The organism is Streptomyces sp. NPDC052020 (assembly GCF_040680575.1).
Taxonomy (GTDB): Bacteria; Actinomycetota; Actinomycetes; order Streptomycetales; family Streptomycetaceae; genus Streptomyces.
Genome location: NZ_JBFAWY010000020.1, coordinates 1 through 24,280, shown reverse-complemented (window position 1 = coordinate 24,280; position 24,280 = coordinate 1). Strand labels below are relative to the sequence as shown.

Below are 24,280 nucleotides of genomic sequence, written 5' to 3'. Positions count from 1 at the left end.
CCTCGGCATGGCCTGTCCCTCCGCCCGGCGCCGCCGCCGCACCGGCGGCGGCCCCGCGCGGGACCGGGCCGTCGACAGGCGCGCCCGCGCCCGAACCGTGGAGGACGGGATGACACCCGATGTGACGAAGGCGGCGCGGATGGTCGCGGAGGCCGCGGCGGACGTACCCGTCGAAGAGGTCCCCCGGCGGGTGTGCGCGGCGGTGTGCGAGGGGCTCGGGATGGACGGCACCACCCTGTCGCTGCTCACCGACACCCCGTCCCGCCAGCTGCTCGCCGCCTCGGACGACGCCGCGCTGCTGCTGGAGGAGATCCAGTTCACGGTGCTGGAGGGGCCCTGCATCGCCGCCGCTCACCAGGGCGAGCCCGTGGCGGTGGACGACCTGCGGGCGGGAGTGTCGCCCTGGCCCCTGTTCGGGGCGAGCATGCGGGAGAAACTGCCCCAGGTCGAGTCGGTCTACGCGCTGCCCGTCTTCTTCGGCGACTACGTCCTCGGCTCCGTCGACCTGCTCGCCCTGCGCACCCACGCCCTCGACGAGGAGGCGCTGGAACAGGCCTCGCTCGTCGCCGACGCGGTGGCGGCGGCGCTCCTGTCCACCCGCGACATGATCATCACCGGGGCCCGGGCCCCGGCCTGGGAGCCGGACGAGACGGTCCGCGCCCACTGGTTCGACACCGCCCGTGCCGTCGGGGCCCTCGCGGCGGCGCGGAGGCTGACCCCCGAGAACGCGCTCGCCCTCATGCGCGCCGAGGCCTTCCGCACCGGCAGGTCGCTCGCCGACATCACCCGGGACGTCCTGCGCCGGCCGCCCGGCACGCCGTGATCCGCGGCCGGGCGGACCGCCCCCGTACGGCGGGCGCGCGGGCCCCGGCGCCGCCACACGCCGACGGCCACGCGACGAGAGCGGCGCGGCCACGCCACGAGCGCGAGGCGGTGCCATGACGTATCCCCCGGAGCCGTGGTACCTCGAGGGACGGCTGTACCTGTCCGTGTGGCTGATGCCCCGGCGCGGTCTCGCCGCCGCGTTGCCGCCGGAGGTCCGGCCGGTCAGCCTGGCGGGCCGCGCCCTCCTGGGCACCGCCTGGGCCGTGTACGAGGGTGACGGTGTCCTGCGCTACCGGGAGGTACTGCGGGCGGTCCTCGTCCGGCGGCGCTGCCGTCCGCTGGTGACGATCACCGGCATCTGGGTGGACAGCGAGGTCTCGCGGGCCGGGGGCCGCGCGCTGTGGGGCGTGCCGAAGGAGTCCGCGGCCTTCACGGTGAGAGGCCGGGACAGGTTCTCGGCACGCGCCGGGCGGGGACAGGTCTGCGCGGCTCGGTTCCGCGCTCTCACCCGGGCCTCCCCACGCGTCCCCGTGGCGTTCCGTGTGGCGCAGATTCGTGCGGGCCGGCTCCACATCAGCCCCGTAAGGGGCCGGGGCCGGATCCGCCTGGCTCACGCCTCCTGGGAGCTCGGGGCACTCGGCCCCGGCGGAGGAACGGGGCGGCACCGCCCGCTGCTGAGCCTCGTCTGCGAGGACGCCCGCCTGCTGTTCGGCGAGGGCCCGCGTCACCCGGAGCCCGGCGGACGGCCCTGTGCGGAGCCGTGATCCCCCCTTGGCCTGAACGACTCTGCCGACCGCGCCGGCCCCGGATTAGGATTCCGCACGAATGATCACGGGGGAGGGCTGCCGCCATGTATCGCGCTGGTCACCATGGCTCGTGCCGACCGGAACCGTCCCTCATTCGCCCTGGGGCAGTGGTCGGCTTTCCCCCGCCGCCGAGCCGATGAGCCCCGGGACGGACGACCCGCCCCTGCGCGCGCGTTCGCTCTGGTCCAACCGGGACTTCTCCGTCTTCTGGGCGGTACAGGCGCTGTCCGAGGCCGGCAACGCCTTCTCGCTGGTGGCCGTTCCGCTGCTGGTGCTGCACACCACCGGCTCGGCGGCCCAGATGGGGCTGCTCACCGCCGTCGCCGGCGCGGCGTCGCTGCTCACCGGACTGGTGGGCGGCGCCTGGGCCGACCGCTACGACCGGCGGCGACTGCTGATGCTGTGCGACGCCGCCCGCCTGGTGCTGTACGGGGCGATCCCGGTCTGCTGGGCGCTGAACCCGCGGATCTGGCTGCTGTACGTGGTGATGGGCCTGGCCTCGGTCTTCGAGACGCTGTTCAGGATCACCTACGTCACGGCCGTGCCCAACCTCGTCGACAAGGACCAGATCGTCGCGGCCAACGGCCGCCTGGAGGCGACCAACGCGCTCGCCTACATCGCCGGTCCCGCCCTGGCGGGCGTGGTGTCCGGTTTCTTCGGGCCCACGGCCGCGGTGGCGATCAACGCGGGCAGCTTCGGGATCTCCCTCCTCGGCCTGGCCCTCATCAGGCTCAGACCCACCGAGCGGCCGCCGGGCGACGACCCGTACAGCACCGCCACGCGCGCGCGGGATCCACGCTCCGGCTTCCGCACCGGCGCCGCCTTCCTGTGGCGTACGCCGGTGCTGCGGGCGCTGACGGCCCTGCTGACGATCACCACCTTCCTCAGCCTGGGCATGACCGACGTGTTCATCTACCACCTGCGGCACGGCCTGGGACAGGACGAACACACCGTCGGCTACGTCCTCGCCCTGGCCGGCGTGGGCACCTGCGTGGCCGCCGCCGCGGCCGCCGGGCTGCGCCGCTCGTGGGGATTCGGCCGCTGCTGGATCGGCTCGATGACCCTGTGCGCGGCGGCGACGCTGGGCCTCGGCACCTCCGGGCAGGTGCCCGTGGCCGCCGCGACGGTCTTCCTGTACTCCTTCGGCATGGCGCTGGCGGGCATCTGCTCGATGTCCCTGCGGCAGGAGGTCACCCCGGACCACCTGCTCGGGCGCGTCACCTCCGCGTTCTGGACGATCCACAGCAGCCTGGCGCCCCTCGGCGCGGCCCTGCTGACCGCCCTGGCCGGCCGGCTGGGCACGCGCGGTCCGCTCACCGGTGTGGCCCTGGTCTTCCTGGCCGTGGCCGTCGCGGCCGCCTTCACCCCCATCCGGCGGCGCCACCCGGAACGCACCGCCGTACCGTCCGCGCACCCGCCACCGCGGCGGCCGGCCCGCCGCGCGGACCGAAGGCGCCGGTCAGCGCGGCGGGCAGGGCCGCGATGAGCTCCGGACCCCGTGTACGGGGGCCGGGGGAGGGGGGCCAGGCCGGGCGAATCCCCGCCGGATCCTGTCCGGACACACCGAGGGTCGTGCGGCGATGAGCATCGGCCCGGCCGCCGCGGGCGGTGGCCGGCCGGATCCGACGGGAGGGGGCACCGCGGGCGTGCGATCCGGCCGGACCGGGGCCGCCCGGCGTCCGCCGCGGCGGACGCGTGACCTACTTGTGGCCGCCACGTGACTTGCTCCCCGCCGACGAGGGCCACAGCATGGAACCGACTCCGGCGGAAAGCGGTGGCTGAGCTCCTTGCGGCCCTCGACGATGGAGGACCCGAATGGCCTCGTACTTCGAGAACGGCAGCGATGCCCTGGTGCCCGACGCCCTGAAGGGCTTCGCCCTGGCCCATGCCGACCTGGTCACCCTCGACCCCGGGCACGGCTTTCTCCTCGCGCGCGACACCGCCGCCGCCCGGCGGGTCGCCCTCGTCTCCGGCGGTGGAGCCGGGCACGAGCCGATGCACGCCGGTTACGTCGGCCGGGGGATGCTGGACGCCGCCTGCCCGGGCCGCGTCTTCGCCTCCCCGCACAACCGCCAGATCTACGAGGCGTCCCTCGCCGCCGCCCGGCCCGCCGGCGTCCTGCACATCGTCAAGAACTACACCGGAGACCGCATCAACTTCGGCATCGCCGCCGAACGCCTGGCCCACCGCGGCGTCCCCTGCGCCCGCGTCCTGGTCGACGACGACCTCGCCTCGGACTCCGGCGAGGTCGCGACCGGGCGCCGGGGCACCGGCGGCACCGTCCTGGTGGAGAAGATCCTCGGCGCGGCCGCCGACGCCGGCGCCGGGCTCGACGACCTCCAGCGGCTCGGCAGCCGCCTCGCCGCCCGCTGCCGCACGCTCGCCGTCGCCTCCGCCGCGCACACCTCGCCCACCCTGGGAGAGCCCGCCTTCCGCCTCGGCCCGGACGAGATCGAGTACGGGGTCGGCATCCACGGGGAACGGGCCCGGCGCACGGCCGAGAAGGGCCCCCTCGGCCCGCTCGTGGAACGCATGACCGGCGAGCTCCTCACCGCGCTCGCCCCCGAGCCGGGCAGCACCCTCCTCACCCTGGTCAACGGCCTGGGCGCCGTGACGCCCCTGGAGCTGTACGCGGTCCACGGCGAACTCGCGCGGGTCCTCGGCACACACGGCCTCGCCCCCGCCCGCTGCCTCGTGGGCGACTACGCGACCGCCCTCGACATGCGGGGCTTCTCGCTCACCCTGCTCGTCGCGGACCCGTCCGACCTCGCCCACTACGACGCCCCTGTCCACACCGCCGCCCTGCGCTGGTGACCCCGCCCGCAGACCCCGGCGCCGCCCCGGCCACCGAGAGGGGGAGTCCCACCATGACGACCACCGCCCGCGACACCCTGTCCGCCGAGACCTGGATACGGCGGTTCGCCGCATCGGTCCGCGCCACCGAAGCCCAGCTCACCGCCCTGGACCAGCAGGTCGGCGACGGCGACTTCGGCAGCAACCTCGCGGCCGGCACCACGGCCGCCCTCGCCCGCCTCGACTCCCTCCCCTCTCCCGGCGACGCCGCCTGCCTGGAGGCCGCCGCCGACGCCTTCCTCGACGAGATCGGCGGCACCAGCGGCCCGCTGTTCGGTCTGCTGCTCCAGTCGCTGGCCGCGACGCTGAAGTCCTCCGGCACCACCACTCCCGCCCTGGCCGAGGGGGTCGCCGACGGGCTCGCCGCCATCCGGCGCGTCGGCGGCGCCGCGCCCGGTGACAAGACCCTCGTCGACGCCCTCGCCCCGGCCGCCGACGCGCTGCGCTCGGCCCCCGGCACCACCCCGCCCGCCCGGGCGCTGGCCGGCGCGGCCGAGTCCGCCTGGCAGGGCGTGCGCGAGACAGCCCGGCTGCGGGCCAGGATGGGCCGCTCCAGCTACCTCGGCGAGCGGGCCGAAGGCGTACCCGACCCGGGCGCGGTCGGGGTGGGCCTGTTCTTCGCCTCGGCCGGCGGCGTCGTACGGGACCTGGCCCCGCACCTCGGGGGACCGGACCCCCTGCCGTCCGCCGCCTTCACTCCCTGACGCCGGCCCGGCCTCAGCCCCCTCCGCTCACCCCCGCTCCGATCCACGCCAGGAGCTCCGGCGCGCGCAGGGTCTCCACCCACAGGTCGGCCCGTACGGCGTCCTCCTCGGCCGGGCGGGGGCCCACGCCGACCACCCGGAGCCCCGCCCGGCTCGCGGACTCCACCCCCGTCAGGGAGTCCTCGACCGCCAGCGCCGCCACCGGTTCGACGCCGCAGAGCCGCGCCGCCGTCGCGTACACGTCCGGCCACGGCTTGGGGCGCACGATGCCCGGCCGCATCTCGCAGCCGGAGTCCGGCGACGTGCCGGAGGGAACCACGATGTGCTGGAAGTGCCGGCGCAGCCCCGCCCGGCCGAGGCACTCCTCGACCACTTCCAGGGGGCAGTTGCTGGCCACCGCGAGCGGCATCCGGCCGGAGAGCAGCCGTACGAGCTCGACGGCGCCCGGCATCGTCACGGGATCGTCGGCGACGAGCGCGAGGAAGTGCTCCAGCAGCGCCCTCGCGAGGTCGGCGGCCAGCTCGGGTTTCTGGGTCTCCTCGGCCATCAGCCGCCCGCAGTCGGTGTAGTGCACCCCCTTGGCGCGCTCGGCGAATCCGGGCGGGGGCGTCAACCCGAAGGCGTCGAAGGCCCGGCGCCGGGCCTCCTGCCAGTGACGTTCGGTGTCCACCAGCGTGCCGTCGCAGTCGAAGACGACCGCCTCGGGGGACCAGTCGGGGAGGGAAAGCGCTTGTGTGATCACAGTGGGCCTCGTGGGGGGAGGGGCGGTCGTGCTCGTGGCGGGACCGCGGATCGGGTGGGTGACGCGGCTTCCCGTGCCGGACGCTCGGGGGACCGCATGCCCCTCCGGCGTCGCGCCTGACGACGGCCGCCCGCAGTTCGGGCATTCCGCCTCAAACGGGAAACATCGCGGTCACTACGTTATTTTCGCTACGCGGCGTCAGGCAATCATCACTTCGAGTGCTCGACAGGGGGGCGGCGGTGGGTGTAGGGAGCGGTCGGCCGGCGGCGGGCGGCCGCCGCTCCCGCGGTCCGTCAACCACGCACGGCGGCCGACAAGTTGAGGCACAACCGAGAGGTCGCCCGGAATGGTCTCCTCTGGACAGGGAAGCATCGGATCGATGCCAGGGGCCACGCCGAAAGCGGGCACTGAATCACCTGTAAGCGTTCATATTCGAGGAAATGTGCCATCAATGCGCGCGTAAGCCGGCTATTTGCCCCCGGCGTACGCGGGCTCACTACATTTTCCGGACATCGAACCGGAACGCTGAGCGAAGGTGGACAGCACGGTGCAGGAACGGGCGAGGGCAACCCGCAGGTCTCTCCTGGAGGCAGCCGCCTGCCTCTTCGCCGAACAGGGGTACGCCGGAACCAGCGTCAACGACGTGAGCGCCAGATCGGGCCGGACCAGTGGCTCGGTCTATTTCCACTACGCCAGCAAGGAGGGACTGGCCCTCGCCGTGGTCCGGGACCGGTTCGCCACCTGGCCGGGCCTCGCCGCGCGGTACGCGAACCCCGCCGTGCCACCCCTGGAGCGCCTGGTCGCCCTCAGCTACGAGATCGCCCGCGCCCTCGCCGAGGACACCCTCACCCGCGCGGGCGCGCGTCTGTGGGCGGAACGCGACATCATCGACGCTCCGCTCCCCGACCCCTTCGCCCTGTGGACCACCGCCACCACCCGTCTCCTCGCCCAGGCCCGGTCCGCCGGCCACCTCGCCCGCCAGGTCCGTCCCGCCCCCACCGCCCGGACCCTGGTCCGTGCCTTCTTCGGCCTGTGCACCCTCACCGAGGCACTGGAGGGCCCGCAGAGCATCACTCACCGGCTCACCGACTGGTGGCTCCTGACCCTGCCCTGCCTCCAGCGGGGGGCCGATCCGGCGGAGACGGTGGGACGGGCACGGGCGGAGGTCATGACGGAGATCGCCCCCGGAGCCACCGCGTGACGGCCGCGGGCGCACGGCCCCGCCGGATACGGACCGGCGTCCGCGCCGGCCCGGCCGGTCAGCAGGGCTTGCGCCAGGCGCCCAGTTCCGGCTTCTTCAGCATCGACGACAGCCCCAGCTCCCGGGCCAGGGGGCAGAAGTCGGCGGTGGGCCGTGCGTACTCCACGTGGAACACCGCCTTGCCCGCCGCGACGAACGGTTCGAGCAGGGCGCATTCGCGGTACTGCGCGCACTCTTCGTTGACCGCGAAATCGAAGTCGTCCAGGAGCTCCGGAATCTGCGGCAGGTCGTTCTTCAGGCCCACGGCCAGGCCGCGCTCGTGCGCGATGTCCGCGATCATGCGGTTGAAGCGGAGCTGGTCGCGGGCCGTGAGAGGAAAGCCGGTGTCGTGGGCGTAGCCCTCGACCAGGTCCGGTTCCACCGCGTCGAACCCCTTGTCCCGGCACATGTCGAACCGGCGTTCCATGAGGGGCCGCAGCGCCCGCACCTGGCGGATGTCCAGCCAGCGCTCGCCGTGCCAGCCGTTGGGCCTGCCCAGCACCGAGCGGGGGAAGGCGTCCCGGTCGGGGCGGAAATCCTCCCAGGCGCCGACGTTGACGTAGCAGATCACCTTGCGTCCGTCCCGGTGCAGACGGGCGACGTCCGAGGCGCTGCTCTCGAAGCCGTCGATGTCGTAGACGGGCACGTCGACGGACGGGTCGATCCTGCCGTCGAGCTGCCACTGCCAGGCCAGTCCGGGACGCGGCCGCCACCATGTGCCGTCCGGGCCGGCGTCGGTGCCGCGGCCGCCGGAGCACGCGGCGAGGCCCGCCACCAGGGTCAGGGCGGCCACCACGGCCGCCATGAGCCGCCTCACCGCTCCGCCTCGGCCAGCGCCGGGGTCAGCCGGGACCAGGGGTTGGGCGGTTCGCCCGTCACCGGCCCGCAGACGGCCGCGCCCCGCACGCGCGCGGTGCGCACGGCGAGCGGCACGAGCGGTTCGGGCACCCCGTAGACCAGATGGCACAGCCGCTCGGGCGGGTGCCGGGCGGCCCACGCGGGGCGGCTGAACGCCGACACGTACTGGGACCAGTGGCCCTCGAAGGTGACGGTCAGATCCGCCAGCCGCGCATAGCCGGGAGCGGGGTGGACGCCCGGGTTGAGCACGACGGTGGAGGCACCGAGCCGGCGCACCGACCGCACCAGGCGGCGGCAGGCCCGCAGCCCGTCCGGCGCGGCGGTCACCCGGTCCAGGAAGCAGCCGTCCACGCCGTACCACTCCCGGTGCCTGAGCAGATCGGCGGCGACCCCGGCCGGGTCCCGTGTGCCGTAGTCCGTGTCGACGTAGCCGAGCAGCCGGGCTCCCGCCGAGCGCAGCGCCTCGGCGGCGGCGGCGAACGCCGGATCCGGGCCGTCGCCGGGCCCGCTGGCGGGGTTGAGCACGACGGCGTGGGTACGCGCGGCACGGGTGATCAGCCGGTGCCAGGCGGCGGGATCCTCGGCCGGATGGACGTACAGCGGAATCAGCAGGCTCACCGCGCCGGTACCCCTTCGGCGCCGCGGGACCGTGCTTCCGCGGCCGCCCACAGCGCCTCCAGCGACACGCCGAGGGAGCGCGCCGGCCGCCAGCCGAGGGCGTCGCGGGCGGCCGTGATGTCCGAGCACTGCCACGAGACGTCGGCGGACCGCGCGGAGCCGCCCGCGTTCTCCTCCACGATCCGGCCCCGGAACCCGGCCGCGTCCGCCAGCGTCCGCACCAGCTCCCGGACCGGGACCGCCGCGCCGCCGCCGATGTTGAGGACCGGCGGGAGCGGCCCCGGCGCGGTGGCCGCCAGCGCCACCGCCTCCGCCACGTCGCGTACGTCCACGAAGTCACGGTACGCGGACAGATCCCCGAGCCGCAGCGCCGCCTCCGCATCGCGCCCGGCGTCCGCGAGCAGCGCGGCGACCCGGCCGGGCAGTCCCGTGGGCGGAGCCCCGGGACCCACCGGATTGCCCACCCTCAGCACCACCGCGTCCAGTCCCGACGCGGTCACCGCCACCGTGCCCGCCAGCTTGGTCGCCCCGTACGGGCCGGCCGGAGCGGTCGCCCCGGACTCCGTCACGCGCCGGCCGGGTGTGCCGGGCCCGTACTCGGCGGCCGAGCCCAGGTGCACCAGGCGGGCCCCGGGAGCGGCCTCCCGCAGCGCCGCGCACAGCACGGCGGGCCCCCGGGCGTTCACCTCCGCCAGGGTGACGGCGTCACCGCCGGTCGCGCCCGCGCAGTTGACGACGGCGTCGGGCGCGATGCGGGCCAGCGCGGCCGCGAGCTCCCGAGGCCGGCCGGACGCGAGGTCGGCGGTGACGTCGGCGGCGGGGGAGCGGCCGCCGAGGAGCACCCGCGCGCCCGGCAGGGCCCGCAGCCGTTCGACGACATGGCCGCCCAGGTATCCGGTGGCGCCGAGGACGAGGACGTGCATGAAAGGTCAGGCTCCCTTCAGCAGCAGCGACTTGCGGCTGGTGAACTCCGCGTTGGCCCGGTCGTAGTCGTCCGGACGGCCGATGTCCAGCCAGTATCCGTCGAACTCGTAGGCGTGCGGCGGCCGCTTCGCGGCGAGCAGGTCGAGCACCAGCTCGTCGAAGCCCAGCGGCAGACCGGGCGTGTAGCCATCGAGGGTGGAGCGGGAGACGCCGTAGACCCCCATGGACACCCGGTAGTCGATGCTCGGCTTCTCGGTGAAGGCGACGACCCGGCTCTGATCGGTGGTCAGCACCCCGAAGTCGATGTGCACCTTGCGGGCGTAGGTCGCGATGGTCAGCGGCGCGCCCGACGCCTCGTGCCGGCGCAGCACGTCGGCGTAGTCCAGGTCGGTGAGCACGTCGCCGTTCATCACGAGGAAGTTCTCCGGCAGGCGCTCGCGCAGGGTGAGCAGCGGGCCCATGGTGCCCAGCGGGTTCTCCTCGGTGGCGTAGTCGATGCTCATGTCCCACTGGGAGCCGTCGCCGACGTAGGCGCGGATGATCTCGCCGAGGTGGCCGATGGCGATGGTGCAGTGGGTGAAACCGGCCGTGGACAGCTGCCGCAGCACGATCTCCAGGATGGCGTGCTGGTCGCCGATGGGCACCAGCGGCTTGGGCAGAGCGGTGGTGTACGGCCGCAGCCGGACGCCTTTTCCTCCGGCAAGGATGACTGCGTGCATGGCATACCTCCTGCGGGTGCGGGCCGGTCGGGGTCAGATGTTGTAGATGCCGGTCTTGTAGCGGGCCAGGTTGGCCGGATCGCCGAACCACTCCACGGTCCGCGCGAGCCCTTCCTCCAGCGTGTGGCCCGGTCGCCAGCCGGTCGCCGCGGTCAGCCGGGAGGCGTCGGCCACGAGCCGCATCACCTCGGAGTTGGCGGGCCGCAGGCGCGTGGGGTCCTCGCGGACGTCGAGGGGCGCGTCCATCACCTTGCCGATCAGCGCGACCAGGTCGCCGACGGAGATCTCCCCGCCGGTCCCGGCGTTGAGGGTGCGGCCCACGACCCGCTCCGCCGGTGCCGTGCCCACCGCGAGGAACGCCTGCGCGGTGTCGGCGACGAAGGTGAAGTCCCGGGTGGGGCGCAGATCGCCGAGGGTGATGGTGCGCTGCCCGGCCGCCACCTGCCCGATGACGGTGGGGATCACCGCGCGCATCGACTGCCGCGGCCCGAAGGTGTTGAACGGCCGCAGCGTCACCACGGGCGTGTCGAAGCTGGCGTGGTAGCTGTCGGCCAGCCGGTCGCCGCCGGCCTTGGAAGCGGCGTACGGCGACTGGGTGTTGATGGGGTGGTCCTCGGTGATCGGCACGGTCTGCGCGGTGCCGTACGTCTCGCTGGTGGAGGTGTGCACCAGGCGCGGCGTGCCCAGCGCGCGCACCGCCTCCAGCACGTTGAGCGTGCCGGTGACGTTGGTGTCCACGTAGCTGTGCGGGGCCTGGTAGGAGTACGGGATCGCGATGAGCGCGGCGAGGTGGTAGGCGCAGTCGGCGCCGTCGAGCAGGCCGCGCACCGAGCCGGGGTCGCGGACGTCGCCGAGGACGATCTCCACCTGGTCCAGGACGTCGGCGGGCAGCGTCTCCAGCCAGCCGTAGGAGGAGAACGAGTTGTACTGGGCCATGGCGCGGACGCGGTGGCCGGAGGCGACGAGCGCCTCGGTGAGATGGGAGCCGATGAACCCTTCGGCTCCGGTGACGGCGGCGAGCGGTGCGGAGGTCACCTGCGGGTTTCCTTTCGTCGGGTGGTGCGGCGGAGAGGACGACGGGCTCCGGGGAGCGGTGCCGGGAGCGGCCGTCCGGTGGTCAGGAGTGCGGGGAGGGCCTGCCGAGCAGATGGATCGCGCAGACCGCGAGGCAGGCCGCGGCCGCCCCGCAGACCGGCGGCAGTACGGCCGGGCCCGGCGGCAGGTCCAGCCAGGTGACCGCCCCGGCACCGGCGGCGGCCAGGAGACAGAGCACGGCCGGCGGCCAGGCCGCCCCGAACGCCTGGAGCAGCAGGGCGGTCCACAGGGCGGCCGCCAGCGGCAGCAGCGCGGCCGGGCCGGAGCCGGTGAGCAGGGCCGGGGGCAGCAACAGCAGGAGGTACCCGGACAGGCACAGGCCGAGGACCGCGGCCGAGCGGAGCAGGAACGCCCGGGGCGTCGCGCTGACGCGCAGCGCGGCGACCGACCAGCCGCGGTAGCGGTACAGCAGCCATTCGGCCGGGCCCATGCTCACGGTCAGGGCGATCACCGCATACGGCTCCCGCCGGCCCTCCAGCATGACGAGGACCGCCGCGGCCAGCCCGAACAAACCGTAGGGGAGCGAGGAGAGCAGGCGCGGCCGGGGCCCGTCGGACGCGGCCGGGGCGGCGAGGCCGGTCCACAGGACGCGCCCGGCGGCGGCGAGCGTGGCCAGCAGCGCCAGCAGCGGCAGCCCCGCCCGCGGCAGCGGGCCGGGATCCCACCACGGCAGCACCGCGGCTCCGGCGACCAGCGGGCTGAGCGCGGCCAGCAGCAGCCGCTCCCGGCCCAGGACCAGCAGTACCCCCGCCGCCGCGAGGTACAGCGACTGGGCCGCCGCCACCGCGGTGACGGGACCGCCCCCGGCGGGCAGCGCGGCCAGGCCCGTCGCCGTCGCCGCGCCGAGCGGGGACCCGGTCAGCAGAGTGCGGGCCGCTTCCCGGCGCCCCGCCACCAGCCGCAGGTGCGCGCGGTGGCCGAGCCCCTGTCCCCACGCCCAGGAGACGACGCCCGCGACGATCAGGACGGCGGCGTGCCGGTCCACCCGCCACAGTGGTGCGGTGAGCAGGTAGGCCAGGGCGGGCAGCGCGAACAGCACGCCCCGCAGCAGGCAGCGCACCGTGTCGGGCCGCCACGGGTCGGCCGCGGGCGGTGGCTCGGGGAAGGTCCGGGGCACCTTCGCGTACAGCGCGGACGCCAGCGAGAACAGGTTCGGATGGCCGTACCGCTCCTTGATCACGGAGGCGGTCATGCCCTCCGCCTCCAGCAGAGCGGCCACCTCGTAGGGATGGACGGCGGGGCCGATCCGGTCGGCGAGTTCGGCGGCGAGCGCGCTGACGGCCTCTTCGTCGGGCCCTTGCCGGGGCAGCCGTATCGTGAGTGTGGTCTCGTCCAGGGCCCAGCGGGGCCGGCGGCGGGGCCGGGGCGGCCGGGCCAGCCGCAGCGTCAGCGTCTCCTGCTCGGCGCCGCCGGGTTCCAGGGATATCGGCCCGCTCATCCGGTCAGGCTCCCCAGGCCGGTGACCGCCGGGGCGGGCAGGACGATCCGGGCGGGCATCTCCTCCGCGCCCGCGGCCAGTTCGTGGTAGATGGAGCGGAAGGTGTCGATGGTCTGGCGCAGGGTGAACTGCTCGATGACCCGCAGCCGGGCCGCCTCCCCCATAGCCCGGCGCCGGTCCGCGTCGCGCAGCAGCTCCAGCGCGGCGGCGGCCATCGCGTCCGGGTCGCGCGGCGGCACCACGAGACCGGTGTCGCCCACCGCCTCCCGCACCCCGCCCACGTCCGTGGAGACGGTGGCCCGCCCGCACGACATGGCCTCGATCAGGGTGAACGGGAAGCCCTCGCTGATGCTGGAGAGCATCACGACGTTCCCGGCGGCGTAGGCGTCCTTGATGTCGTCGACGCGCCCCTCGAACGTCACGGCGTCGGCGTGCCCCAGCTCGGCGGCCAGCGCCTCGCAGCGTTCCCGGTAGCCCTCCCCGCCCCGCGGCGTCCCGCCGAACAACCGCAGCCGCACATCGGGAAGTCGCGCCCGGACCAGCGCGAAGGCACGGATCAGGGTCTCCAGGTCCTTGATCGGGTCGACCCGCCCGGCCCAGCTGAGGGTGAGGTGCTCCGGCTCGGGCCCGGCCGGGGGGAACGCGGCGGGGTCGACGCCGTTGTAGACCGTGCGGATCGACGCCGGGTCGGCCCCGCCCTGCTCCTCCCACAGCCGGTTGTAGCGGTTGCCGGGGGTGATGAGCGCCGCCCGGCGGTAGGTCTCCTCCGCCAGCAGCCGGAAGAAGCCCAGGACCACCGCCTTGACCGGCCAGCGGTACGGCGCGGTCCGGTAGCCCAGGTAGCGCTCGCGCAGATAGACGCCGTGCTCGGTGAGCAGCAGCGGAACCCCGTGCCGCTCCAGCGCCGCCAGCCCCGGCAGTACGGCGACACCGCCGCTGACCGCGTGGGCCACGCCCTCCTCGGGCGGCGACGCGGCCAGGGGGCGCAGGGCGTGTTCCAGCAGGGACGTCGCGGTGAGCGCGTCGTGCAGCGTCGGCCCCGCCTCCCGCACCACCAGTCCCGGCCGCGTCCACACGCCGGTCAGGACCGTGATCGCCGGGTCGTCCCGCAGGAACGGGCTGAGCAGGCCGTCCGCCGCCGCCCCGGCCAGCACGTACAGGGCGGGCGCGAAACCGTCCTCGGCGCACGGGTCGACCAGCGCGGTCACGAACCGCTCGTAGGCGTCGGCGAGCCGGCGGCGGGCCCGGCCGCGGGGCGGGCGGCCCGGGGGAGCGTCGCCCCACATCGGCACCGGCACGACACGTGACACGTGTCCGGGCAGGTCCCACACGATCGGCTCGCGCCCGGTGCCGGTGACGGCGATGACGTCGAAGTCGAGGTCGGGCATGCCGGTGACGAGCTGGTCGCACCAGACGCTCACACCGCCGTGACTGTGCGGGTAGGTGCCTTCGGTGAGCAGGGTGACGCGCGGTGCGCCGGAGCGCCGCGCGCCGTGGTGAACGTGCATCGATGTGCTCCACGGCCGGGGTGTGGGGTGGTCGTACCGGCCCCCGCCGCCGGTGGGCGGCGGGGGCCCTGCTGCCGTACGCCGGTCAGCTCGCCGTGCCGGGGGCGACCGGCTCGGCCACGCCCTGGGGAACCCGGGTGCCGGGGGCCGGGGCCGTGGCCGGCGTGGAGCCGTTCGCGCCGGTGGCCGTGGAGGGGGACGCGGAAGAGGACGCGGACGCCGGCAGGGTGAGGGTGAGCGGCGCGATCCCCGGGCTGGTCCAGCCCGACCGCTCGCCGGCGTACGCCTCGCCGAAGGCCGTTCCGGCGCGTGTGGTGCCCTGCGGCATGGTGGCGGGGACCGCTACGCCGTCCGGGCCGTCGACGGTGACGGTGTCGCCGACGCGGTAGGCCGTGACCTGCCCGCTCCGCACGGCGGCCCGCCAGGCGGCACGCCGCTGGAGCTCCTTCCCGATCTCCTTCATCCGCAGGTTGACCACCGGGGTGTTCTCCGCGAACAGCGTGTCGTAGGTGTCCAGCACGCCGTCCAGAACCGGGTAGGCGATGCGGTCCTCGGCCAGGTTGGACTGGTGGATGAAGTGCGGCTTCGGGTCGTTGGCGAGGACGTGGCCGAGGGCGATCTGCCGCTCCAGGGGCACGATGTGCTGCGTGTAGCCGGTGGCCGGGTCGAGCGGGGCGGGCAGGCAGGTGGTGGTGGCCGGATTGTCCTCGCAGATGCCGCTGCCGCCCTGGGCGCGGCTGGTGTAGATCCAGTTGTACTCGTCGACCTGCTCGGCGGCCCGCGCCGCGTTGTAGAAGATGTTCATCGGGTAGCGGGGGACCGTCGTGGCGGGGCCGACCTTCCGCTGCTGCGGCTCGCGGGAGTTGTCCGCGGCCAGCCAGGTGACGCCGTTGTCGGCGAGGGCGAGCGCCAGGTTGGGGTTGTCGGACGGCTGCTGGGGCAGCACCCGCAGTCCGGAGTGCTCACCGGTGACCAGCTCGTCGTTGTCCAGGGGGAGTCCGGCGAGCTGTCCCCAGACGCGGTTGTGGGCGATCTCGTCGGCGACCTCGAACCGGCTGACCCACTTGGTGCTTCCGTCGGCGTTGGTGGCGCATCGCCAGGGCACGACCGTGGTGTCCTGCTCGCAGCCGAGGAAGGCGTGCGTGTAGGTGTGGTTGATCCAGCGGAACTCGTTCCGCGCGGCGATGAGCTTGTCGGCCAGCGGGTCGGCGCCGTTGTGGTCCTCGCGGTGGTCGGCGCTGCCGGCGCCGTTGTAGGCGAAGTCGAGGGTGACGCCGCGCTTGCGCTGCCAGGCGACGGCGTGGTCGACGTCCGCGGGCGACATGCGGATGGGGTCCGGGGTGGCGTTCGGGTCCGTGCAGTCGACGTCGCCGGGCGTGCAGTTGAGGGTGGAGTTCCAGCGGTCGTCCGCCGCGAACACGTCGTCGACGTGGACGGCGAAGTAGTTGCGGGAGGAGCCCAGGTGCACGCCGCCGGTCATCCACCGCACGATGCCTCGGGCCAGCAGCCGGAACTGCTGCTGGTACCGGTTGTAGACGAAGGTGACGACGAGTTCGCGCCGCCCGTCGTGCCGGTACTCGCCCACCAGGGAGCCCCGCTTCGTCGTCCCCGGGATGGGCGCCTGGACGTAGGGGGTGAAGTCGGCACCGGCCACCGGCGTCGACAGGTAGGCGTAACTCTCGCCCACGGTAGGCGAGTTGTCCTCGAACGGCACGGGTCCGTCGAGGTAGCCGAAGGGGCCCGCCCGGCCGGCGTCCGTCACCTCGGCCCGCACCCCGTCGACGCTGCCGGAGTAGCCACCGTAGATCGGGTACTGGAGCCCGGCCTCGGGGCGGGCGTAGGTGTACGCGTCGACCTGCGGGATGCCGTAGGTCTTCTCGTAGGCGACGAGCGCGGCCATCTCCGCGGAGTTCGCCGGGAACGGGTTGTCGTTGGGCAGGACGACGGCCTGGAACTTCGCGCGGTTCCGTCCGTCGGCGGTGTCCGCGAGGTAGTGGGCGTCGATCACCGGCCGGTCGGACCGGGTGAGGTCGATCTCGGTGTACGGCGTTCCGGCGGCGTCCAGTTCGGCCGCGATGGCCTCGGTGGACGGGCCGCCGTCGCTCACGATCAGCACCCGCAGATCGACGCGGGGCGCCGGGTCGCCGGCGGATACCGCCGTGGCCGGTACGCCGAGGGCGGCTATGAGTGCGCCCGCCGTGAGCAGGGCGGTGCGTATGGTCCGCTTCATGCGGTGATGTCCCCTCCCAGGGCAGGGGTGAGCATCGCTCCGCGGAGCGGACACACCCCCTCGCGTGACGCCGGCTTCCCCCTCAGAGGCCGGTCGTCGACGCGTCTGTCGCGTCACATGGTGAGGTCTCTGTGGAAGTTTTGTGGCCTTGCTGCGAAACCTGACGAAAAATTGTAGGTGTACGGCAGGGGGCGGCCCCGGGGCGAGAGTGCGTCCGGTGGCCTGTCGTGGAGGCCGGTCATGCCCCGTGTCGGGGACGCCGTGCAGGTGGGGGACGTGCGGCGCACCGGCGGGCCGGGGGCCCGCCGGTGCGGAAGCCGCTGGTGACGTCCGCCTCGCCGGTGAAGCGTTGGCCGATTTCCGGTCAACGCCTCACCGGGCGTGTGCGTCAGGCGCAGAGAACGCGCGTCTCGGGCGTGTAGACCGGGCCGCCGCTGTAGTTCGTGCTGTCGCTGAACTCCGCGTAGAAGTACGAGTAGAAGCCGATGTTGCCGTTGCAGCCGGAGTCGGCGGCGATCTTCAGCGTCAGGGTCACCGTCCGGCTCTGGCCGGGCGGGATGGGGGCGTTGTAGTTGGTGCCCAGGTTGGAGGGGCCGGTGCCGGAGCAGGAGGTGCCGCCGTCGGCGGTGGCGAGAGTGCAGTCGGTGATCGTGTACTTCAGGTCGGGGCGCTGCGTGGTCAGCCAGGTGGGGTCGATCGTCTGGTAGACGAACCAGAGGTCGTAGGTCTTGTTGTTGGTCAGGGTCATGGTCAGGTTCACCGTGCCGCCCGGAGTGGTGGTGGCGGCGGTGGTGGTGAACTTCAGCTCGGCGGGGTTCGGATCGGCCGCGCTCGCGGAGGGGGCCAGGCCGAACACGGCCAGAACGAGGGCGAGGACGGCACTGAGACCGAGGCGTCTCATCAAGGGTGATCGCATGGCCCGGGAGGCTAGGGGCGGGATGAGCGCGCCGTCTGCCCCCGTGCCGGCGTCCGGAACCTTGGACGGCCGAAAGTGGGCGCCCCGTGAAGCAGATGTGGAAGAAGTGTGGTGATGGCGTGTGGGTCGCGAACGTGCACGGTGGAGGCGGTGCGGCCGACGGGGCCGGCGGTGCGGTGGTGCCCGGCACCTCGGCGGGACGGCGACGGCGGTATTGGCCGGTATTCGTCGTACCGCCCGCCGCGCCGGTGGACCGTGCCCGCGACCGGCCGCACACTTTTGGCCAACGGTCCGTCTCCGAGCGGCCTGCCGGACCGGCGCCCGCGGCCCCGTAAGAAGCCGGGTGGCCATGGCCTGCCGCGATCGGCCGGAAGTCGCCGGTGGTCACGTCCACCCCGTTGAGGTGACGGCTCACCACCGCTTCGATGGCCCCTGCCGGGGCGCTTGGCCACCGGCCGAAGACGAGTGGGGGGTTGAGGGAACCGTGCGTCACTCCAGAAAGGCAAGAACCCGTAGAGGGGGCCGCAGAGCGCGGCTGAGCGGTATAGCGGGTGCGGCGGCGCTGACGGGCGTCGCCGCACTCGTCGTTCCGGCGGTGCCCGCGGGCGCCGCGACGGGGACGGGGGCACCACCACCGAGTCCGGGACAGGTGGTCCCCGGACAGCGGACCGAGACACCGGCCCTGGTGCGGGGCATCCGGGAGCGGGCCCCCGACGCGGGCGGCGCGGCGGGCGCGGCCCGCTCCTACCTGGACGCCGAGCGGGGGCGGTACCGGATCGCGCACGCCGAACGCGACCTCGTGCCCGCCGGGACCACCGTCTCGGGCAGCCGGGAGACCGTACGGCTCCAGCAGCGGCACCACGGCGTGCCCGTCCTGGGCGGCCAGTACATCGTCCGCATGGAGAACAAGGGCGGCGAGCGGACCGTCACCGGCACCTCCGGCAAGTACTTCACCGGGCTGACCACCGGCACGACGGCCGAGGTCGGAGAGGAACTCGCCGTCGAACGGGCCGTCGACCGGGTCCTCGACGACCTGGGCGCCAGGAACTTCGCGCTGGCGCCGCGCGAGGGCGAGGAGGAGCGGCCCCCGCTGTGGGGCACCGCCCGCGGCCTCGTCGTCCTGCCCAAGGGAACGGGCGTCCTCACCCAGCACGTCACCGTGCGCGGCACCGACCCCGCCGACGGTGAGCCCGTGCTGCAAGAGGTCTACGTCGACGCCCACGCCGGCTACCCGGTCCTCGGCTACAGCGGCATCAAGACGTTCCGGGCGCCGGAGGCGGCGGCCGGGAAGCCCGCGCCGGAGGCGGCGGCCGGACAGCGCTCCACGGCCGCGCGGGAGACGGGCGGCGGCGTCCGGCTCGACGGCACGGCCGTCGGCCTGGACGTGTCCCACGACGAGGAACGCGGCCTGTACGTGCTGCGGGACCGCACCCGCATACCGGACGACGACTACGGCGACCGCGCCCTGACGACCTGGGACGCCCGCGGCAGGAACGTCGGCGACGTGAGCGGGCAGTGGCCCGAGGGCATCCTGGCGTTCGCCTCGCCCACCCCGGAGTTCGGCGGCGAGGCCACCGAAGCGGGCGCCGTCGACGCGCACTGGGCCGCCGCGCGGGTCTACGACTACTACCGCGACAAGCACGGCCGCGACAGCCTCGACAACCGCGGCATGAGCATCGACTCCCTGGTGGGGGTCACCCAGTTCGGCGAGCCGTACGTGAACGCCTTCTGGGACGGGCGGAAGATGGTGTACGGCACCGGCGACGCGGAGTACCGGCCGCTGTCCGCGGCCCTGGACGTCGTCGGCCACGAGATGACGCACGGCGTGATCGAGCACTCGGCGAACCTCGTCTACGCGGGCCAGTCCGGTGCCGTGAACGAGGCCATCGCCGACTACTTCGGCAACGCCGTCGAGACGGACGTGCTGGGCATCCCGGTCTCGGACCCCGACTCCGGCCTCCTCGGCGAGCGGCTGTGCCGCACCAAGGCCCCCCGCGAGTGCGCCCTGCGCGACCTGAACGACGGGCGGACCACCACCACGTCCTTCCTCGGTCTGGACTTCCTCAACGACAACGGCGGAGTCCACCTGAACTCCACCATCTTCGGCGGCGCGCTGTGGGACGCCCGCGAGGAACTGGGCGCGGACCTCGCCGACAAGGTCGTCTACAAGGCGCTGACCGACTACCTCACCCCCCTCGACGGCTTCACCGAGGGCCGGGCCGCCGTACTCGCCGCCGCCCAGGACCTCGGGGTCGCCGGGGACGGGCTGAAGGCGCTGCGCCGCGCCTTCACCGCCCACGGCATCGTGCCCGGCTGGGAGCTGGCCCTCGGCATCGACTCCGACCCGCTCCTGGACCGGATCAACACGACCGGCACGGGCCTGGGCGCGGGCGGCGGCTGGTGGGCGGCGTCGAAGTCGAACGAGGACGGCTCGGAGCCGTACTCCGTATGGGCCGGACGCGCCGACGGCAAGGGGCAGCTCAAGCTGATGAGCCCCAACGACGGCCGCTACCACGTCAATCCCGCCACCGACGGCACGACGGTGGTGTGGCAGGCGTACAGCCCGGGCGCCGTCGAGATCCTGGCCCGGCCGCTCGCGGGCGGCCCCGTGAAGAAGCTGTGGTCCGGCCGCAGCGGCGGAAGCGTGACGGACGTCGACGGCGACATCGTCACCTTCAGCTACGCGAACGTCGGCGGCCGCTCGGGCGTGGCCTATCTGAGCCTGAAGGACCCGGCGGGCATCGTGACCGCCGGCGGAGGCACCTACCGCCGGGCGTACTCGCCGTCGGTGAGCGGCGGCAAGATCGCCTACCAGGAGTGGCGGAGGGTGGCGCTGGCGGCTCGCGCCGTGTACGAGTGGAGGACGCTCGTGGTCGACGCCGCGACCGGTGGGACCACGGTGATCCACGAGGCCCCGAGCACCACGAGCCACGGCCCGACCGCGCTCAACGGCACCCATGTCTTCTGGCTCGCCGAACAGGACACGGCCGAGAGCGGGACGGCGTTGTTCCGCGCCCCGCTCGACGGTTCCGGCGTGGCGGAACTCGGCCCGGAGGCCGGGTGGGGCACGCTGCGGGCATACGACCTGACCGCGTCCGAGGACAGCGTGACGGTCGCCGCCTACGCCCCCGACGCTCCCCTCGGCAACGAGACGACCCCCAAGCTCCACCAGTTCGCGGCCGCCGGCACCCCCGGCGCGCAGGGCACCTACAAGGGCCGCGTCTCCTGCAACCGCGGCGCCCAGACCCACCCCGCGGCCGTCGGCGGCGGCCAGGTGGTGTGGCTGGACTCGACGACGGGCACCACCGACGTCGTGACCCGCGCGCGGCCCGCGGGAAGGTGCGGCTGACCTCGCCGGGCCACGAACAGCGGGCGGTTCCAGGGGGCCTCGCCGGGTGAGCCGCCCGGCGAGGCCCCGGTCCCGCGCGCCACCGGTGAGCCACCGCCGCCGGGAGCGACGGCGCCTCGCATGCCGTCGCGCCTCCGGAGGGGTGGCCGCGCGGTGGTCCGCGGGACGACCCGCTTCGGCGCCGAGCCTGCACCACGCCCGGGTGGCACCCGAGGCCCCCCGCGTGGCGGGGGATTCGTTTCCCGGCGCGGCGAACGCGATACCCGGTACCCACAGGCGGCTACGCATGCGGCACGCGACATGGAGGGCGCATGAGGAACCGGGCGACACAGCGGACGGTCGTGGTGACCGGGGCCAGCGCCGGTATCGGGCGGGCGGCGGCCAGGATGTTCGCCGCCCGCGGCGACCGGGTGGCGCTGCTCGCCCGGGGGCGGGCGGGACTCGACGCGGCGGCGGCCGAGGTGCGGCGGGCCGGCGGGCAAGCGCTGCCCCTCGTGACGGACATGGCGGAACCGGACCAGGTGGAGGAGGCGGCCCGGCGGGTCGAGCGGGAGCTCGGCCCCGTCGACGTCTGGGTGAACAACGCCTTCAGCGCCGCCTTCGGCGCGTTCCTGGACGTGCCGCCGGAGGAGTTCCTCCAGGCCACGAAGGTGACGTACCTGGGCTACGTGCACGGCACCCGGGCCGCGCTGACCCGCATGCTGCCACGGGACCGGGGAACCATCGTGCAGGTCGGCTCCGCCCTCGCCTACCGCGGCATCCCGCTCCAGAGCGCCTACTGCGGCGCCAAGCACGCCATCCAGGGCTTCACCGAGTCGGTGCGCTGCGAACTGCTGCACGACGGGTCCGGGGTACGCATCACCATGGTCCAGATGCCGGCCGTCAACACCCCGCAGTTCAGCTGGCTGCGCTCGCATCTGCCCCGGCACGCCCAGCCCGTGCCCCCGATCTACCAGCCGGAGGTCGCCGCCCGGGCCGTGCTGCGCGCGGCCGACCACCCCGGCCGGCGCGAGTACTGGGTCGGCGCCTCCACGGTGGCGACCCTGCTGGCGAACGCGGTCGCACCCGGACTCCTCGACCGGTACCTCGCCCGTACCGGGTTCGATTCCCAGCAGACCGACGCTCATCCGCCCACGGGGGGCCGGGGCAATCTCTGGGAACCGGCCGACGAGACGGAGGACTACGGCGCACACGGCGTGTTCGACGACCAGGCGCACGCCTCCAGCCCGCAGGCGTGGGCCGGCCGCCACCACGTCGGCCGGATCCTCACCGCGGCCGGACTCGCCGGCGCGGGATACGCCGTGCTGCGCCGCGTCCGGCCATGACAGGGCGCGGCCGGGCCGACGCGGAGGCGGCCCACCTCCGCGGCCTGGGTTCCGCTCCACGACGGCGCTCCGGGCGCGCACGCGCTACGGCCGGCCGCCCCGGGGTGTCAGCGAGGCCTCCCGGCCCCGCCGCCGGCCGGTGATCCCGGACGCTCCGGACGCCGGGCCACACGGAATCCCACGTCGTCGATCCGGAAGGTGGGGTGGCTGCGCCGCCGCACCGAAGCCCGGCAACTCCAGCGCTCGTCGGTCCGGCCGTCGTAAACCGGTCTAGTCATTTACTGGCCGTCGAGCCGTCGTCAACTCGCAGATCGCCACGGCACACTGCGCCCGCTAGTAACGATTGAGCATCACGCCAGAAATCCGAGCTTCACCGGTTAATAAGGGGCTGACATAGTGCCGACATCCCACCCGCGGAGCTGAGCCGCATTCCTGAAGGAGCTGGGCACATGGGACAGAGGAAGGCGCTTCCCGGAGCGTTTCTGGCCACCGCGATCCTGACCGTCGCGGGATGCAGCGGCACGGGCACGGCCTCCGGCGAGACCGCCAAGGCGCCCGCCGATCCCGCCGACGCCACGGGCACCATCAAGGTCCTGACATCGCGCACCGATCTCGTCCAGGACGGGACGATGGACGAGTACGCCGCCGAGTTCAACAAGGTCTACCCCAAGGTGAAGGTGAAGTTCGAGGCCCTCACCGACTACGAGGGGGAGGTCAAGATCCGGATGAACACCGACGACTACGGTGACGTCCTGATGATCCCGGGCGTGGTCGCCAAGAACGACTACCCCAAGTTCTTCGCGCCGCTCGGCACCGCCGAGGAGATGCGCGCCAAGTACCGCTTCAGCGATAACACCGACGTCGGCGGCAAGGTGTACGGCATCGCCCAGTTCGGCGCGGCCAACGGCTTCGTCTACAACAAGGCCGTATGGAAGAAGGCCGGCATCGCCGAATGGCCGGCCACGCCCGAGGAGTTCCTCGACGACCTGCGGGCGATCGAGGCCAAGACGGACGCCCTGCCGTACTACACGAACTTCAAGGATGCCTGGCCGCTGACCGGCTGGACCAACAACGTCGGCTCGGCCGGATGCGACGCCCAGGCCAACAACAAGCTCGCCGGGGCGGTCTCCCCCTGGAAGCAGGGCGGCGATCTGCGTCTGATCGACACGCTCCTGCACGACATCGTCAAGGAGGGGCTGTCCGAGAAGGACCCCAGCACCACCAACTGGGAAGCCTCCAAGGGGATGATCGCCAAGGGTGAGATCGCCACCATGCAGCTGGGCTCCTGGGCCGTCAAGCAGATGCGGGAGGCGGCGGAGAAGGCTGGCACCGACCCCGAGGAGATCGGGTTCATGCCGTTCCCCGTGCAGAAGGACGGCACGTTCTGCACCATGGTCGCCTCCGACTACCAGCAGGCGGTCAACATCCACTCCGAGCACAAGGCCGCCGCACGGGCCTGGATCGACTGGTTCACGAACGAGTCGGGCTACTCGGAGAACGAGGGGGCCGTTCCGGCGGTGAAGACCTCTCCCATGCCGGACACGCTCAAGGACCTCGTTGACAACGATGTCACCTTCGTGGAGCGCTCCGACGCGAAGGTCGCCCAGGTCAACGCGATCGACAACGCCGCGGAGATCGGCCTGAACAAGCCCGACTACCGCCAGCAGCTGGTCGACCTCGCGCGGGGCGCGCGCAAGGGCAGCCTGGAGGACTTCTTCGCGGACCTCGACAAGAGGTGGAACGAGGCGGCCGTGGCGGCCGGCTCCTGATCCCGGCCGGCTCCCCTTCACCAGCCGTCACCGGCCCCGGCCGCAGCCGCCGGGGCCGACCGCCCGTCGCCCACCAGCGGACGATGAAAGGCCAGTGATGACCGATACCACCGACACGGCGCCCGCGAAACCGCCGCACGCCGCCGGGCCGCCCCGCGTACCGACCGGCAGACGGCCGGCGCCCTCCCCGCGCTCGGGGCGCGGTGGTCTGCTGCGCCGCCTCACCCCGTGGCTGTTCCTCGCCGTCCCCCTGGTCCTGCTCGTCGCGTTCACCTACGTGCCGGTGGCGAACATGGTCTACTACAGCTTCACCGACTGGGACGGCGTCAGCCCGGACCGGAACTTCACCGGGATCGACAAC

Annotated in this window: 19 protein-coding genes and 1 pseudogene; 10 read left to right on the top strand and 10 right to left on the bottom strand. The window is 73.8% G+C overall.

Annotated elements, in window-relative coordinates; genetic code table 11:
* Positions 1-7 precede the first annotated feature (7 nt).
* The 5 genes from AB0L74_RS21185 (at position 8) to dhaL (ending at position 5,188) form a co-directional block, all read left to right on the top strand.
* Complete coding sequence (locus AB0L74_RS21185; RefSeq protein ID WP_365654350.1) at positions 8-823, top strand: GAF domain-containing protein; 816 nt, start codon at positions 8-10, stop codon at positions 821-823.
* 115 nt (positions 824-938) lie between these two features.
* Positions 939-1,589, top strand: coding sequence for an acetoacetate decarboxylase family protein (locus AB0L74_RS21180; protein WP_365654347.1), 651 nt, complete (start codon positions 939-941; stop codon positions 1,587-1,589).
* A gap of 178 nt (positions 1,590-1,767) precedes the next feature.
* Positions 1,768-3,117, top strand: a complete 1,350-nt coding sequence (locus AB0L74_RS21175; RefSeq protein WP_365654344.1) for an MFS transporter — start codon at positions 1,768-1,770, stop codon at positions 3,115-3,117.
* Between the two features lie 329 nt (positions 3,118-3,446).
* Positions 3,447-4,445 carry a dihydroxyacetone kinase subunit DhaK gene (locus AB0L74_RS21170; protein ID WP_365654341.1) on the top strand — a complete coding sequence of 333 codons (999 nt, stop codon included), beginning with the start codon at positions 3,447-3,449 and terminating at the stop codon, positions 4,443-4,445.
* A 53-nt stretch (positions 4,446-4,498) separates the two neighbouring features.
* A complete protein-coding gene (dhaL, locus tag AB0L74_RS21165; RefSeq protein WP_365654338.1) occupies positions 4,499-5,188 on the top strand; it encodes a dihydroxyacetone kinase subunit DhaL in 690 nt (229 codons plus the stop codon).
* A 13-nt stretch (positions 5,189-5,201) separates the two neighbouring features.
* Here the strand turns inward: dhaL and AB0L74_RS21160 are convergent, their stop codons facing one another.
* Entirely contained in the window at positions 5,202-5,930 is a 729-nt protein-coding gene (locus AB0L74_RS21160; protein WP_365654335.1) for an HAD family phosphatase, read from the bottom strand.
* A 535-nt stretch (positions 5,931-6,465) separates the two neighbouring features.
* Here AB0L74_RS21160 and AB0L74_RS21155 point away from each other — a divergent pair.
* Positions 6,466-7,131 (top strand): ScbR family autoregulator-binding transcription factor, encoded by a 666-nt coding sequence (locus AB0L74_RS21155; protein WP_365654332.1) that lies wholly within the window; start codon positions 6,466-6,468, stop codon positions 7,129-7,131.
* Between the two features lie 58 nt (positions 7,132-7,189).
* Here the strand turns inward: AB0L74_RS21155 and AB0L74_RS21150 are convergent, their stop codons facing one another.
* From AB0L74_RS21150 to AB0L74_RS21110, 9 genes are all read right to left on the bottom strand, one after another.
* The gene (locus AB0L74_RS21150) at positions 7,190-7,975 is read right to left on the bottom strand and encodes an endo alpha-1,4 polygalactosaminidase (protein ID WP_365654562.1); all 786 of its coding nucleotides are present in this window, start codon (positions 7,973-7,975) and stop codon (positions 7,190-7,192) included.
* Between the two features lie 8 nt (positions 7,976-7,983).
* Positions 7,984-8,646, bottom strand: coding sequence for a spherulation-specific family 4 protein (locus tag AB0L74_RS21145; RefSeq protein WP_365654329.1), 663 nt, complete (start codon positions 8,644-8,646; stop codon positions 7,984-7,986).
* Positions 8,643-9,569 carry an NAD(P)-dependent oxidoreductase gene (locus AB0L74_RS21140; protein ID WP_365654326.1) on the bottom strand — a complete coding sequence of 309 codons (927 nt, stop codon included), beginning with the start codon at positions 9,567-9,569 and terminating at the stop codon, positions 8,643-8,645. Before AB0L74_RS21140 ends, AB0L74_RS21145 begins: the two co-directional genes overlap by 4 nt.
* A 6-nt stretch (positions 9,570-9,575) precedes the next feature.
* Complete coding sequence (locus AB0L74_RS21135; protein WP_365654323.1) at positions 9,576-10,289, bottom strand: sugar phosphate nucleotidyltransferase; 714 nt, start codon at positions 10,287-10,289, stop codon at positions 9,576-9,578.
* A gap of 33 nt (positions 10,290-10,322) precedes the next feature.
* On the bottom strand, positions 10,323-11,324 hold the full coding sequence (locus AB0L74_RS21130; RefSeq protein WP_365654320.1) for a GDP-mannose 4,6-dehydratase: 1,002 nt from the start codon (positions 11,322-11,324) through the stop codon (positions 10,323-10,325).
* An 82-nt stretch (positions 11,325-11,406) separates the two neighbouring features.
* On the bottom strand, positions 11,407-12,822 hold the full coding sequence (locus AB0L74_RS21125; RefSeq protein ID WP_365654318.1) for a hypothetical protein: 1,416 nt from the start codon (positions 12,820-12,822) through the stop codon (positions 11,407-11,409).
* The gene (gene pelF, locus AB0L74_RS21120; protein WP_365654315.1) at positions 12,819-14,330 is read right to left on the bottom strand and encodes a GT4 family glycosyltransferase PelF; all 1,512 of its coding nucleotides are present in this window, start codon (positions 14,328-14,330) and stop codon (positions 12,819-12,821) included. The genes AB0L74_RS21125 and pelF overlap by 4 nt, the downstream gene beginning before the upstream one ends.
* Before the next feature lie 85 nt (positions 14,331-14,415).
* Positions 14,416-16,560 carry a hypothetical protein gene (locus tag AB0L74_RS21115; protein WP_365654312.1) on the bottom strand — a complete coding sequence of 715 codons (2,145 nt, stop codon included), beginning with the start codon at positions 16,558-16,560 and terminating at the stop codon, positions 14,416-14,418.
* 388 nt (positions 16,561-16,948) lie between these two features.
* Positions 16,949-17,476 carry a hypothetical protein gene (locus tag AB0L74_RS21110; protein ID WP_365654309.1) on the bottom strand — a complete coding sequence of 176 codons (528 nt, stop codon included), beginning with the start codon at positions 17,474-17,476 and terminating at the stop codon, positions 16,949-16,951.
* A gap of 649 nt (positions 17,477-18,125) precedes the next feature.
* Here AB0L74_RS21110 and AB0L74_RS21105 point away from each other — a divergent pair.
* The 4 genes and pseudogenes from AB0L74_RS21105 to AB0L74_RS21090 form a co-directional block, all read left to right on the top strand.
* Entirely contained in the window at positions 18,126-20,825 is a 2,700-nt protein-coding gene (locus AB0L74_RS21105; RefSeq protein WP_365654306.1) for a M4 family metallopeptidase, read from the top strand.
* Between the two features lie 311 nt (positions 20,826-21,136).
* Positions 21,137-22,150: an SDR family oxidoreductase gene (locus AB0L74_RS21100; RefSeq protein ID WP_365654303.1), complete on the top strand. Its 1,014-nt coding sequence runs from the start codon at positions 21,137-21,139 to the stop codon at positions 22,148-22,150.
* Positions 22,151-22,599: 449 nt separating this feature from the next.
* On the top strand, positions 22,600-23,919 hold the full coding sequence (locus AB0L74_RS21095) for an extracellular solute-binding protein (protein WP_365654300.1): 1,320 nt from the start codon (positions 22,600-22,602) through the stop codon (positions 23,917-23,919).
* A gap of 97 nt (positions 23,920-24,016) precedes the next feature.
* Positions 24,017-24,280, top strand: a pseudogene (locus AB0L74_RS21090) (sugar ABC transporter permease); the annotation flags it as partial.